This is a genomic window from Leclercia sp. G3L, from assembly GCF_021117075.1.
GTDB classification, from domain to species: domain Bacteria; phylum Pseudomonadota; class Gammaproteobacteria; order Enterobacterales; family Enterobacteriaceae; genus Enterobacter; species Enterobacter adecarboxylatus_C.
Window position 1 is genome coordinate 2574923 of sequence record NZ_CP088265.1, and the last position, 13006, is coordinate 2587928.

The window sequence follows — 13006 nt, forward strand, 5'->3', positions numbered from 1 at the left end:
TGTTAAGTAAGGTGCGCGCCTACTAAATTTGGTTAAGGCCCAAAAAAATCATCAACTAATCCAGAGTATGACCGATAACAACTCCAGAGAAACCTGAACGGGTACATGGGAATGTTAAGCCTGAATACCAATTTAACTGCGTTAACGATCCAGGGGAAATCCTCACAAAATACGTCTGCCCTCTCGCAGGTGATCTTGACCCGCCATCTCCGGACAGCTTTTGTATCTTAAGTTAACGATGTCCGCTGCCGCCGATATTCCCTCGGGGAGTGATATCCCAGCGCGCTGTGCGGGTGGTTTTCATTGTAATGTGTGAACGCTGCTGCAAGGTTTCGCAGGGCTGTTCTCACATCTGGTTTTGCCATGAACGCGATATAGTCTTCCTTCATCGTCTTCACGAACCGTTCGGCCATGCCATTGCTCTGCGGGCTGCTCACCGCTGTTGTACACGGCTCCAGATTCAGCTCTCTGGCGAACCTCCGCGTTTCATGCGCGGTATATGCTGAACCGTTATCCGTCAGCCATTGAACCGGTGTGGTCGGCAGCCCGTCGCCGAAGCGCTTTTCCACCGACCTCAGCATCACATCCTGCACCGTCGAACTGTCGTAGCCTCCCTGTGCTCGCTGCCCAGTCTATGGCTTCTCTGTCGCAGCAGTCCAGCGCGAACGTGACCCGCAGCTTCTCACCGTTGTCGCAGCCGAACTCGAAGCCATCTGAACACCAGCGCATATCGCTTTCTGCCACCGCGATTTTGCCCCTTATGTTCACGCTTCGACCGCTCTGGTTTGTCATGCAGTAACAGCAGATTATGCTCGCTCATAAGCCGGTAAAGCCGTTTGGCGTTCACGGGGGCAGTCCCTCTGTACGACGTTGCGTACGCAGGATGCCCCACACACGGCGATAGCCGTAACTGGGCATATCGCTGATGATATCGAGGATCTCTGACAGTATTTCAGCGTCTGCTTCGTCATCACGCCGGTTACAGCGCCTGTCCTGCCAGTCGGCAGAACGGTTAATTCGCAGTGACAGCTGCGCACGCGACACGCCCATGGTGCGGCTGACCAGGGCTATTCCCCGTCCTTTGGCAACAAGGGCGCGTGCGCTATCCATTTTCGCGACTGAGCGTACTCCACGGCTTCTTTCAGGATCTCAACTTCCATCGTCTTCTTGCCCAGCAGGCGCTGAAGCTCCCGGACCTGCTTCAGAGCAGCAGTAAGCTCAGAAGCTGGAACAACTTCTTCTCCGGCCGCAACGGCGGTGAGGCTGCCTTCCTGATATTGCTTCTTCCACTTAAACAGCAGGCTGGGCTGGATGCCATGCAGGCGGGCGACATGGGAGACATTCATGCCCGGCTCCATCGTCTGCTGGATAATGGCGATCTTCTCCTGAGGAGTTTTACGTTTACGGACTTCTTGTCCTAACAGGATCCCGGTCATCTCAAAATTGGCGTTAGTGTTAGACATATATTCAAGCCTATCTCTTATCTGGAGATACAGCTACTGTCTGGTGTTTCAGGGGGCTACATCATCTGCCCTCTCGCAGGCCATCCGCAATCTTTCTTCTGGCATGCGTATCAACAGTGCTAAGGATAATGCGGCTGGTCAGGCGGTGGCTAACCGTATGACCAGCGAGCAGAATGCGCTGCAACAGACGCAGCGTAACGCCGGGGATGGTTTGTCGCTGGTGCAGACTGCCGAAGGTGCGATGAGTGAAATTAATAACAGACTGCAGCGCATCCGGGAGCTTACGGTAAAAGGGCTAAGTGAAACCAACAACCTGGTGGATGCGGATGCTATTCAGGCTGAAATTAATTTAAACCTGAAAGAGATCGATCGGTTAAATACGTCCGTCGACTTTAACGGTATTAATCTGCTGGACGGCAGTGCGGGCACGGTCGGTTTTCAGGTCGGCTCCCGTGATAATGAAAAAATCTTCCTCGATTTATCGAAAAACTTCAGCGTGGAGAATATCGGGCTGAAAGATTTGGTTATTCGGGGTATCAGCGGGTCGGTATCCGATATTAACAAGGTTACGGGCGTTGCTAATAATATCGACCTTACCAGCAGCAATGTGAGCGTAACCTGGTCTCCGACAGGCACCTTTAATTTGCCGCAGCTGGTGCACAACGGCATGAACGGGCAGACGTATATTCAGGATACGGGAGGCGATGGCAAGCCTGTTTATTATCAGGCCACGTATAACGCTAGCTGGGATACTGCCAGCGGAACCGGCAGCGTGAGTATTGGCGCGACCACTGGAACACCGCTCTACAGCGATGTGCCTCAGTACAGCGGCCTACCGATAACTTCCGTGAACTATCTTGATACGAACGGCGGTGCATTAAGTAACAGCCCGGTGCCATCGCTGAGAGAATCCAACGGCCAGTATTATATTGAGCAGGATGAATTGTATTATCCTGCCGTCCTGACATACGGTTCAACCGGTGCGGTTAGTGCGCAAATGACCAGTACCAGTTGGGTAACGGATACAAGTTTCTCTGTTATCCCTGCGGTCGTAGCGTCTACACCCAATATTGATACCACGACGGCAACGCTGAGCTTTGTGGACTCCAGTAATAATTCGGTCTCAGAAGATAAAGCCAGGCTGCTGAAATCCGGTAGCCAGTACATTATGGAGGTGGACGACGGCAGCGGTAATTTTCGCTACTACAATGCCTCGGTGTCTGTAACGACCGATGGCAACGACAGTTCGCTTGTCGTCAAGGCGAATAGCGCCACCAGCCTGAATAATTTCTCTGCCGTTACCCTTGTGGATGGAACATCAACCGTCACGATGGATCCCGCAAAGGTCAATGTGCGTTATACCGATGCTGAGGGCAATGTATCGGATGATGTATTGCGCAAGGATTCAGACGGCAATTACTACATGGACGTGGTGAAGGGCACGGACTCAAAAAGAGTCACCCTGGTTGTGCCCGATGATAACGTCAGCCAGATCATGCTAAAAACGCAGAACGGCGTGGGCGATCTCCTGCTCTATTATAACGCTTCTCATGGGGCGTCTACGGATACCGAAACCAACTATACGACCTTGAATATTTTTGAAGTCGGTAATGAAATACGGCTGAAAAAACCGGAAAATCCCCTGGCGGCAATCGACAATGCCATCAAGCAGGTTGATACCAGTCGCAGTACGCTGGGTGCCATGGCCAACCGTCTGGCGTCAACGCAAAATCAACAGGCGACTATGTCAGTCGCGGTCAACGCTTCCCGCTCACGTATTGAAGATGCTGATTACGCCCTCGAAATGTCAAATATGGTACGGGCGCAGATATTCCAGGAATCACTTGGCTCGATGTTGTCGAAAGCCAATCAGATGCCACAGGTCGTGTTGTCATTACTGAATGGTGCGATCAAATAAGATCCTCAGAGATGAAATCGAGCTCCGGTATTCCGGAGCCCTGTACTTCTTATCGAATCACGTTACCGTGCTGTACGCAGCGTCCATCGTTGCAGTTAACGGCATCCACTCTGGCGGCACGGTGGTTTCTTGCCTGCGCGGTGACCGTCGCGGCAGCAACGGGGTGATCGGAATTCGCTACCACGGCAGCGCGCTCAACCGGGTGAAAGATAACCCCGGCAAAGGCTGAGCAAGGGGCGATTAATGCCATAACGATGAGGATTCTTTTCATTCCATTTCTCCGTTGTTTTTTTTGAGGCGTGAATGCGTTTAACGGCGGGAGAGTACAGCACAGCGGCACATAACGTTGTGTGTATGGGTGCTATTGGTTGGAAAGGGGATATAAAGCCGGTAAGGAAGGTAGGCAAATGTCCCCTGCAGGAATCGAACCTGCAACTAGCCCTTAGGAGGGGCTCGTTATATCCATTTAACTAAGGGGACGAAGCGGCACGAGTATAACGCCATTTGTACCAGGCGTTAAGCACGCCGCCGCCTGACTGCTTAAAGTGTCGCCATTCAGGCCGAATTTTTATTTTCTTCCGCTTCCTCCTGCTGGGCCTGCTCTTTTGCTTTTAGCTCGGCTTTGCGCTTATTCGACATATCGTTACGGATTTGCGCATGGCTCAGCAGGGCAAATATAAAGGTGCCGCCGCAGATGTTACCAACCAGGGTAGGGATGGCGAAGGGCCAGAAAAACTCGCTCCAGTGAATGGTGCCGTTAAAGACCAGATATAAAATCTCCACCGTGCCCACCACGATATGGGTGGTATCGGCCAGTGCGATAAGCCAGGTCATCAGGATGATAACCACGATTTTGGCCGAACCGGCAGCCGGGAACATCCATACCATGGTGGCGACGATCCAGCCGGAGATAATGGCGTTGGAGAACATTTCGAGAGGGCTGTTTTCCATCACCCCCGTCCCGATTTTTACAAACGCGTCGCGGGTAGCCTCGTCAAAAATCGGCATATATTCAAACGCCCAGGCTGCGACGCCGGTTCCGATAATATTCCCGAACAACACCACGCTCCACAGGCGCATCAGCAGGCCGAAATTGCCCCATGTCGGGCTCTGCATCACCGGCAATACCGCGGTGACGGTATTCTCGGTAAACAGCTGCTGGCGCGCCATGATCACGATAATAAAGCCAAAGGTATAACCCAGGTTTTCCAGTACCATCCCGCCGGGGATACCTTCAAACTGAACGTGAAAAATCCCTTTGGCCAGAAAAGAGGCGCTCATTGATAACCCGGCAGCGATAGCCGACCACAGCAGGGCCATGGCATCGCGTTCCAGCTCTTTTTCACCGTCCTGGCGAATATGTTCGTGGATGGCCATCGCGCGCGAGGGGAGCTGGTCCTCATCGACCTCAATCTTCTTTCCCCGGCGATTCTCCTCGCTTTCAACTTCCAGTTCTTCGGTATGGTTATCTATTTTCTCTTCTTTGAGTTCGTCCATTATGGTGCTCCAGAGGTGGCTGATACCTTTAAGCGTAGCGGTTTTTGTCCTAACGCCCGTGGGTATGCTCTTAAATTCCTGCAATGACAATAAAGGCGATACATCGTCGGCAAAGGCCGTATAAAATTGCCAGCCAAACGAAACTGCAAAGCCAGGCTATTCTGAGATCATAAAGAGGGTGTTTATTGCCCTGATTTGTGGTCGTAGACATCAGTAAGCGTGCTGATACAATCACTTGCACATCTACAGACGGAGCGCGAAAGCTCCAGTACGGATGGCTTTCGAAGATAGCCATACTTAACAGGGAGAAAGATATGAAACTTCAGCTGTCGGCGGTTGCGCTGGGCACCACGTTGCTGATGGGCTGCGCCAGCTCTGGCGAGCAGCAGGGGCGCTCCGATCCTCTGGAAGGATTTAACCGCACCATGTACAACTTCAACTATAACGTGCTGGATCCCTATCTGGTGCGTCCGGTTGCGGTAGCATGGCGTGATTATATTCCACAACCTGCCCGTAACGGGCTGAGCAACTTCACCAGCAACCTTGAAGAGCCTGCGGTGATGGCGAACTACTTCCTGCAGGGCAATCCCTATCAGGGGATGGTCCACTTCACCCGCTTCTTCCTGAACACCCTGTTAGGGATGGGCGGCTTTATAGACGTTGCCGGGATGGCGAATCCGAAGCTGCAACGCGAGCAGCCCCACCGTTTTGGTAGTACTCTGGGTCATTACAATGTGGGTTATGGCCCGTATGTGCATTTACCGTTCTACGGCAGCTTCACCCTGCGTGATGATGGTGGTGATGCGGTCGATACCCTCTATCCGGTACTGTCCTGGCTGACCTGGCCGCTGTCGGTGGGTAAATGGACGCTGGAAGGTGTCGAGTCGCGCGCGCAGCTGCTGGATTCAGACGGACTGCTGCGTCAGTCTTCCGATCCGTACATCATGGTGCGTGAAGCCTACTTCCAGAACCATGACTTTATTGCTAACGGCGGCAAGCTGAAACCGGAAGATAACCCGAACGCGAAAGCGATCGAGAATGAACTCTCCGAGATTGATGCGGAATAAAAAAGAAAAGGTGAGCGCGAAGCTCACCTTTTTTTATCGCTACGTGATTAGAACGCGTAGTTGAAGTTCATGCCATACAGCCAGGCTTTACCTTCAGAAGAGAACTCATACGGACCTTCCTGGAACGTCACTTTCTGACCATGCATATAAGAGACACCCGCATCGATTGAGGCATCTTTGTTGAATGCATAGGTCGCGCCGGCGCTCAGCCAGAAGCGATCCTGATCCGGAATGGAGATAGAACGTTTGTCTGCCGGAACCGGGCTGTCATCGAAGGCAATACCGGTACGGAACGTCCAGTTATCGTCCATATAGTAGGTGGTACCCAGAGCGATGCGGTAAGCGTCACGGAAGCTTTCGTCTTTAAAGAACAGCGTATCACCGCCGCTGTTGGTCGCTTTCAGCTCCTGGAACTGGCTCCAGCTCGTGTAGGTCAGGCTATAGTGGATGGCCCATTGCGGCGCGACTCTGTTGTAACCGGACAGTTCCCACATCTCAGGTAAGTTCAGGGTCAGAGAACCGCCAGTGGTGCGGCCATCCGTCCCCATTGGCAGACCAAAGTTGCCGAGGATCTGGTTGTAGGCTGAAGGCAGGCTGCTCTTATAGTCGCCATCGAAATCGATTTTTACTTCAGAACGGTAGGTAAAGCCATAGCGGTTGTTCTTGTCGATTTCATACAGAATACCGGCGTTCCAGCCAAAGCCCCACTCATCACCCTTCAGGTAGGCAATCTGGGTATCTCCAGGGATCCCCGCGACCGGTCGTGCCAGGGCTGGAGGTAGTGCGCCGGAGCCTGCGACGATTCGACCCAGGTCACCCGCGTAGCGCTCAATTTTCGCTTTCGCATACACCGCATCAAAGCCAACACCGAAACTCCAGTGATTATCCAGGCGATAAGCACCGCTCAGGTTCAGGTTGAGGGTTTCCAGGTCGGTTTTACCGCCGTATGCCCCTGCTGCGTAGTTGTTATTGAACTCGGTCGCCAGTCCGTAGTTAGAGGTAACGGACGCGCCCCAGCCAAATTGTTCATTGATTGGCGCGACAAAGTGCAGGTTTGGAACCCATGCTGTTGGCGCGATGTTATCCGCGTTCAGGCTTGCGCCCGTTGGTGAACGTCCGGTGATATCTACGCCAGGGTCAACAAAAATGGCACCCGCGGAGAAGGTTGGACGATCAAACATCATGATCAGGGCAGGGTTACGGCTCGCATTTCCTGCGTCATCAGCGATAGCGCCTTCCCCGGAATAGGCACGGCCCAGGCCTGAGGAAGAAAACTCGTTAAGCTGAAAGCCCGCAGACCAGGCGGAGGTGGAGACGATTGCCACTGCGACTGCCAGCGCAGTTTTGTTGAACAGGGTTTTCTGGCTCATGACCATAACCTCATTGAGTTATTTTTATTCAATATTTGTTACATACCGTAACAGGAGCGCGAAGTGTAGGGTCTGTCGTAACACTTAGAAATCAGACCAGTGGCGAGAGTATAGGTCTGACCAGATAGAATGTTGCAAGTCTGTTTATTAATATTTACTGATATGTTTTTCGAAACGGGATCTGGTTGGCAAAATTGTGACCAGTTCGCTTACTCCAAACGGGTGATTTTTGTTTTAGATCATTTTTACGTGTGATATTGCTCACTTACCCGCGTTTAGGCCATTAACGACTGGAGCCGCTCCCGAGCGGGGCGTAAAATATCAGCATTGTGTCTATTTCGCGCCGTGCGCGACTACAGAGGAAATCTACTATGAGTAAATGCAGTGCTGATGAAACCCCGGTTTGCTGCTGTATGGATGTGGGTACCATCGTGGATAACACGGATTGCACCGCCTCTTACAGCCGTGAGTTCGCCAGCCGTGCCGAAGCCGAAGAGACGCTGGCCGCACTGACTGCCAAAGCCCGCGGCGTTGAGTCTGAACCGTGCGACATCACCTCCACCTTCACTGAAGTGAACGGCGGGGTGCGCCTGGACATCGATTTTGTGTTCAGCTGCGAAGCTGAGTCCCTGATTTTCCAGCTCGGTCTGCGTTAATTTCCCTTCAATGCCCCCATTCATGGGGGCGTTTCGTTTGTGCTCTGTGGCTTCGCTCGCAATTTTTCTTCTCTCCGATTGGCTAATGTAAAAATTTGGTTAAGACTGTTATCAGGTCAGACCACTTTGCGCATTTGTTATTCACAGGGGAGCGTTATGAGTCAGGCATTACCGCTAATCACCCGTCAGGGCGATCGCATTGCCATTGTCAGTGGATTACGTACGCCATTTGCCCGTCAGGCGACGGCGTTTCATGGCATTCCTGCCGTCGATCTGGGAAAAATGGTGGTGGGGGAGTTGCTGGCTCGCAGCGAAATACCTCCTGAGGTGATTGAACAGCTGGTCTTCGGCCAGGTGGTGCAGATGCCGGAAGCGCCGAATATTGCCCGTGAGATCGTGCTGGGCACCGGAATGAATGTCCACACCGATGCCTACAGCGTCAGCCGCGCCTGCGCCACCAGCTTTCAGGCGGTGGCGAACGTTGCGGAAAGCCTGATAACGGGCACCATTCGCGCCGGAATTGCCGGGGGGGCCGACTCATCCTCTGTCCTGCCGATCGGCGTCAGCAAAAAGCTTGCCCGCGTGCTGGTGGACGTCAATAAGGCCCGCACCACCGGGCAGCGCTTATCCCTCTTCTCGCGTCTGCGTTTGCGCGATCTCCTCCCCGTGCCGCCTGCGGTCGCGGAATACTCCACCGGCCTGCGGATGGGTGATACCGCCGAACAGATGGCGAAGACCTACGGCATTACCCGCGAACAGCAGGATGCGCTGGCGCACCGCTCGCACCAGCGCGCCGCTCAGGCCTGGGCGGAGGGCAAGCTGGCGCAAGAGGTGATGACCGCCTACACCCCGCCGTACCGTGAGCCCTTAAGCGAAGATAACAATATCCGGGGCACTTCGACGCTGGCGGATTACGCGAAACTGCGTCCGGCATTCGACCGTAAGCACGGCACCGTGACCGCCGCCAACAGCACGCCATTAACCGATGGCGCGGCGGCAGTGATCCTGATGACCGAATCCCGGGCCAAAGAGCTGGGCCTCACCCCGCTCGGCTACCTGCGCAGCTATGCCTTTACCGCCATTGATGTCTGGCAGGACATGCTGCTGGGGCCGGCTTGGTCCACGCCGCTGGCGCTGGAGCGTGCCGGGCTCACTATGAACGACCTGACGCTTATCGACATGCATGAAGCCTTTGCCGCCCAGACCCTGGCCAACCTGCAGCTGCTGGCCAGCGAACGCTTTGCCCGCGACGTGTTAGGGCGTGCCCATGCCACGGGCGAGGTGGATGAAAGCAAATTTAACGTGCTGGGGGGCTCCATTGCCTACGGCCACCCCTTTGCGGCAACCGGGGCGAGGATGATCACCCAGACGCTGCACGAGTTGCGCCGTCGCGGCGGCGGGTTTGGCCTGGTCACCGCCTGTGCGGCGGGTGGCCTGGGCGCCGCAATGGTTCTGGAGGCAGAATAATGGAGATGACAACGGCGTTTACCCTCAATGTGCGTCCGGACAACGTGGCGGTGGTCACCATCGATGCGCCAGACGAAAAGATGAATACCCTGAAAGCCGAGTTTAGCGGTCAGGTCCGCGCGATCCTGAAGCAGGTGCGGGAAAACAAAACCCTGCGCGGGCTGGTATTTATCTCGGCCAAGCCGGACAACTTTATCGCCGGGGCCGATATCAACATGATTGCCCGCGCCAACAGCGCGCAAGAGGCGGAAGATCTTGCCCGTCAGGGGCAGCAGATCATGGCCGAAATTCATGCTCTGCCGATCCCGGTGATTGCGGCGATCCACGGCGCCTGCCTCGGTGGGGGTCTGGAGCTGGCTCTGGCCTGTCACGGACGAATTTGTACCGACGACGGCAAAACGGTGCTGGGTCTGCCGGAAGTGCAGCTCGGCTTACTGCCCGGCTCAGGTGGCACCCAGCGTCTGCCGCGGCTGGTGGGCGTCAGCACGGCGCTGGAGATGATCCTCACCGGCAAGCAGCTGAGTCCGCGTCAGGCCCTGAAGGTGGGGCTGGTGGACGAGGTGGTCCCGCATGCCATCCTGCTGGAGGCCGCAGTAGCGCTGGCTCTGAAAGACAAACCGGCCGGTCGTCAATTACCGGTGCGCGAGCGCGTGCTGGCAGGCCCGCTGGGCCGCACGCTGCTATTTAAGATGGTAGCGAACAAAACCGAACAAAAAACGCAGGGGAATTACCCGGCGGCAAAACGTATTCTCGAAGTTATCCATACCGTTCTGACGCAGGGCAGCAGCAGCGGCTATGCCGCAGAAGCCAAAGCCTTTGGCGAGCTGGCGATGACCCCGCAGTCACAGGCGCTACGCAGCCTCTTTTTTGCCAGCACCGAGGTCAAAAAAGACCCGGGTAGCGAGGCAGATCCTGCCCCGCTCGACGCCGTCGGCGTGCTGGGTGGCGGGCTGATGGGGGGCGGTATCGCCTTCGTAAGCGCCAGCAAGGGCAAATTACCGGTGCGGATCAAGGACATCAACCCGAAGGGGATCAACCATGCCCTGCAGTACAGCTGGCAGCTGCTTGATAAGAAGGTCAAACGCCGCCATATCAAAGCCAGTGAGCGCGATCGCGAGCTGGCGCTGATCTCCGGCACCACCGATTACAGTGGCTTTCGCCATCGCGATGTGGTGATTGAGGCGGTATTTGAGGATCTGGCGCTGAAACAGCAGATGGTGGCTGAGGTTGAAGCGCACTGCGCGCCGCACACCATCTTTGCTTCTAACACCTCGTCGCTGCCGATTGGCGATATTGCAGCGCAGGCTGCGCGTCCTGAACAGGTGATCGGGCTGCATTTCTTTAGCCCGGTTGAAAAAATGCCGCTGGTGGAGGTCATTCCGCACGCTGGCACCAGCCCGCAGACCGTTGCCACCATTGTTAAGCTGGCAAAAATGCAGGGCAAAACGCCGGTGGTGGTGGCCGATAAAGCCGGGTTCTACGTCAATCGCATCCTGGCACCCTATATCAATGAAGCCATGCGCCTGCTAACCGAAGGGGAGAAGGTGGATCACATTGATAATGCGCTGGTGAAGTTTGGTTTCCCGGTCGGCCCAATCCAACTTTTGGATGAGGTGGGAATAGATACCGGCACTAAAATTATACCTGTGCTGGAAAGGGCTTACGGGGAACGATTTAGCGCCCCTGCAAACATTGTTTCTGCAATTTTGAATGACGATCGCAAAGGCAGAAAAAATGGACGCGGTTTCTATCTTTACGATCCAAAAGGGCGTAAAAGCAAGAAGCAGGTAGACCCGGCGGTTTATGGGCTTATTAAGCCCACCGGCGAGGGCAAACTCTCTGCACAGCAGTGTGCAGAACGTTGCGTCATGATGATGCTCAACGAGGCGGCGCGCTGCTTTGATGAGCGGGTAATCAGAAACGCTCGCGACGGCGACATTGGCGCGGTGTTTGGCATTGGTTTTCCACCTTTCCTGGGTGGCCCGTTCCGCTATATGGATAGCATTGGCGCGGGTGAAGTTGTTGCGATTTTACAACGACTGGCTGTGCGATATGGGCCGCGGTTTACACCGTGTGACACATTGTTGCAAATGGCGGATCAGGGGCTGCGATTTTGGCCAGCAAAGGAAACTGACCCGGTAAATTAAGGTCAAATAAGAGTAAATCCGCCGTTGAAGGGTCTGGTCCTGTCTAATTTGTAAACTGACATTGACTATACTTACGCCGTTGAGGTAAAAAACAGCGTTTCATTCAACGGATGGATCAGGCACAATGCCCGGCCATCGGGTTTTCTACCTCGTGATGTGTTCACGCGGGGTGTTAACGCCGGTGATCCTGGTCAACAAAAGCGGTGCAATATGCAAGTTTTTATCATGCGTCACGGTGACGCGGCACTCGATGCTGCCAGTGACTCTGTTCGTCCTCTTACGCCTTGCGGCTGTGACGAGTCCCGTCAAATGGCAACCTGGCTGAAAGGGCAAAAAGTGGATATTGAACGTGTCCTCGTCAGCCCGTTCCTGCGTGCTGAGCAGACACTGGAAGTGGTAGGGGAGTGTATGAACCTGCCTGCCGGTGTCGATGTTCTGCCCGAGCTGACCCCCTGTGGTGATGTGGGTTTGGTCAGTGGCTATCTTCAGGTGCTGTGCAATGAAGGCGTCGCCTCTGCGCTGGTGATTTCCCATCTGCCGTTAGTCGGCTACCTGGTATCTGAACTCTGTCCGGGCGAAACGCCGCCGATGTTCAGCACTTCCGCCATTGCCAACGTCACTCTCGATGAAAAAGGTGTCGGCGTGTTCAACTGGCAAATGAGCCCCTGCAATCTGAAGATGGCGAAAGCTATCTGACGTAAACCACATCCAGGCGGGTAGCCTCAGCCACCCGCCTGCCTGTCAGGGCAGCTCAGGCGGTTGCCACTCTTCCACTTCAATCAGCACCAGTAAGGCGGCATCACCGCCGTACTCTTTGGGTGCCTGATGAAAAGCCATCACGTGCGGATGCTGGGCAAGCCACAGTGGGGTTTGCTGCTTGAGGATATGCTTTCCGTGGCCGTGCATCACGCAGGCGCAAAAGACATGTTCCCGGCGGCAGGCCGCAATCAGCGCGCCCAGCTCCTGTTTGGCCTGCATCTGCGTTAAGCCGTGCAGATCGAGAAACAGTTCCGGCGAATAATCCCCACGACGTAATTTTTTCAGCTCGAAATGGCTGACGTCCGATCGCACATACTTTACCGCGCCCTCGGTGTTCAGCAGCGGCTGGAACTCATCGGAAAAATAGTGGCTGGCGTCTGCCTGTTCCTGGATCAGCCGTTTTACCGGAACTTCACTCACTTTTTTGCGTAATGGAGGGTGGACGATGGTGTCCTGCTTGATTTTACGCGTGCCGGTCATCAGCTGACGAAACAGCGTTTGATCCTCCTCGCTCAGCGATGTTTTCTTTTTCATGGGTCCGTCTCATCTCTTATTTCCCACAGTGTACCTGACTCGCCGCGCGGCAAAACGCATTTTTTACCCGCAAGGCGTTAGCGACAGTGCTGATTTATCGCCGTCTTCGTGGCACACTAGCCGCCGAA

General features: G+C 54.7%; 10 protein-coding genes, 1 tRNA gene and 1 pseudogene. 6 read left to right on the top strand and 6 right to left on the bottom strand.

Going from position 1 to position 13006, the window contains the following annotated elements:
- Positions 1–227: 227 nt before the first annotated feature.
- A pseudogene (locus LRS40_RS13700) lies at positions 228–1436 on the bottom strand (IS3 family transposase).
- A 70-nt stretch (positions 1437–1506) separates the two neighbouring features.
- Between LRS40_RS13700 and LRS40_RS13705 the strand changes: the two are divergent.
- Positions 1507–3381: a flagellin gene (locus LRS40_RS13705; protein ID WP_231311820.1), complete on the top strand. Its 1875-nt coding sequence runs from the start codon at positions 1507–1509 to the stop codon at positions 3379–3381.
- 49 nt (positions 3382–3430) lie between these two features.
- Here the strand turns inward: LRS40_RS13705 and LRS40_RS13710 are convergent, their stop codons facing one another.
- The 3 genes from LRS40_RS13710 to LRS40_RS13720 form a co-directional block, all read right to left on the bottom strand.
- On the bottom strand, positions 3431–3652 hold the full coding sequence (locus tag LRS40_RS13710; protein ID WP_142486605.1) for a hypothetical protein: 222 nt from the start codon (positions 3650–3652) through the stop codon (positions 3431–3433).
- Positions 3653–3789: 137 nt separating this feature from the next.
- Positions 3790–3861, bottom strand: a tRNA-Arg gene (locus LRS40_RS13715).
- Positions 3862–3936: 75 nt separating this feature from the next.
- Complete coding sequence (locus tag LRS40_RS13720; RefSeq protein WP_231311821.1) at positions 3937–4878, bottom strand: formate/nitrite transporter family protein; 942 nt, start codon at positions 4876–4878, stop codon at positions 3937–3939.
- Positions 4879–5192: 314 nt separating this feature from the next.
- Here LRS40_RS13720 and mlaA point away from each other — a divergent pair, with 314 nt between their 5' ends.
- Positions 5193–5945 (top strand): phospholipid-binding lipoprotein MlaA, encoded by a 753-nt coding sequence (mlaA, locus tag LRS40_RS13725; protein ID WP_231311822.1) that lies wholly within the window; start codon positions 5193–5195, stop codon positions 5943–5945.
- Between the two features lie 47 nt (positions 5946–5992).
- Here mlaA and fadL read toward each other — a convergent pair whose 3' ends face one another.
- Positions 5993–7315 (bottom strand): long-chain fatty acid transporter FadL, encoded by a 1323-nt coding sequence (gene fadL, locus LRS40_RS13730; protein WP_197090533.1) that lies wholly within the window; start codon positions 7313–7315, stop codon positions 5993–5995.
- A 371-nt stretch (positions 7316–7686) separates the two neighbouring features.
- Between fadL and LRS40_RS13735 the strand changes: the two genes are divergently transcribed.
- From LRS40_RS13735 to sixA, 4 genes are all read left to right on the top strand, one after another.
- Positions 7687–7971 (top strand): YfcZ/YiiS family protein, encoded by a 285-nt coding sequence (locus LRS40_RS13735; protein WP_142486589.1) that lies wholly within the window; start codon positions 7687–7689, stop codon positions 7969–7971.
- A 156-nt stretch (positions 7972–8127) separates the two neighbouring features.
- Complete coding sequence (fadI, locus tag LRS40_RS13740) at positions 8128–9438, top strand: acetyl-CoA C-acyltransferase FadI (RefSeq protein ID WP_156264301.1); 1311 nt, start codon at positions 8128–8130, stop codon at positions 9436–9438.
- Positions 9438–11585, top strand: a complete 2148-nt coding sequence (gene fadJ / locus LRS40_RS13745; RefSeq protein WP_231311823.1) for a fatty acid oxidation complex subunit alpha FadJ — start codon at positions 9438–9440, stop codon at positions 11583–11585. Before fadI ends, fadJ begins: the two co-directional genes overlap by 1 nt.
- Before the next feature lie 210 nt (positions 11586–11795).
- Complete coding sequence (gene sixA / locus LRS40_RS13750) at positions 11796–12281, top strand: phosphohistidine phosphatase SixA (protein ID WP_142486586.1); 486 nt, start codon at positions 11796–11798, stop codon at positions 12279–12281.
- A 45-nt stretch (positions 12282–12326) separates the two neighbouring features.
- Here sixA and smrB read toward each other — a convergent pair whose 3' ends face one another.
- On the bottom strand, positions 12327–12878 hold the full coding sequence (smrB, locus tag LRS40_RS13755; protein WP_032612873.1) for an endonuclease SmrB: 552 nt from the start codon (positions 12876–12878) through the stop codon (positions 12327–12329).
- Positions 12879–13006: the final 128 nt, after the last annotated feature.

What these genes read in the sequence shown, in the direction of transcription:
- LRS40_RS13710 (WP_142486605.1), bottom strand. Translation starts at nt 3,652, where the DNA reads ATGAAAAGAATCCTCATCGTTATGGCATTAATCGCCCCTTGCTCAGCC.
- LRS40_RS13720 (WP_231311821.1), bottom strand. Translation starts at nt 4,878, where the DNA reads ATGGACGAACTCAAAGAAGAGAAAATAGATAACCATACCGAAGAACTG.
- mlaA (WP_231311822.1), top strand. Translation starts at nt 5,193, where the DNA reads ATGAAACTTCAGCTGTCGGCGGTTGCGCTGGGCACCACGTTGCTGATG.
- fadL (WP_197090533.1), bottom strand. Translation starts at nt 7,315, where the DNA reads ATGAGCCAGAAAACCCTGTTCAACAAAACTGCGCTGGCAGTCGCAGTG.
- LRS40_RS13735 (WP_142486589.1), top strand. Translation starts at nt 7,687, where the DNA reads ATGAGTAAATGCAGTGCTGATGAAACCCCGGTTTGCTGCTGTATGGAT.
- fadI (WP_156264301.1), top strand. Translation starts at nt 8,128, where the DNA reads ATGAGTCAGGCATTACCGCTAATCACCCGTCAGGGCGATCGCATTGCC.
- fadJ (WP_231311823.1), top strand. Translation starts at nt 9,438, where the DNA reads ATGGAGATGACAACGGCGTTTACCCTCAATGTGCGTCCGGACAACGTG.
- sixA (WP_142486586.1), top strand. Translation starts at nt 11,796, where the DNA reads ATGCAAGTTTTTATCATGCGTCACGGTGACGCGGCACTCGATGCTGCC.
- smrB (WP_032612873.1), bottom strand. Translation starts at nt 12,878, where the DNA reads ATGAAAAAGAAAACATCGCTGAGCGAGGAGGATCAAACGCTGTTTCGT.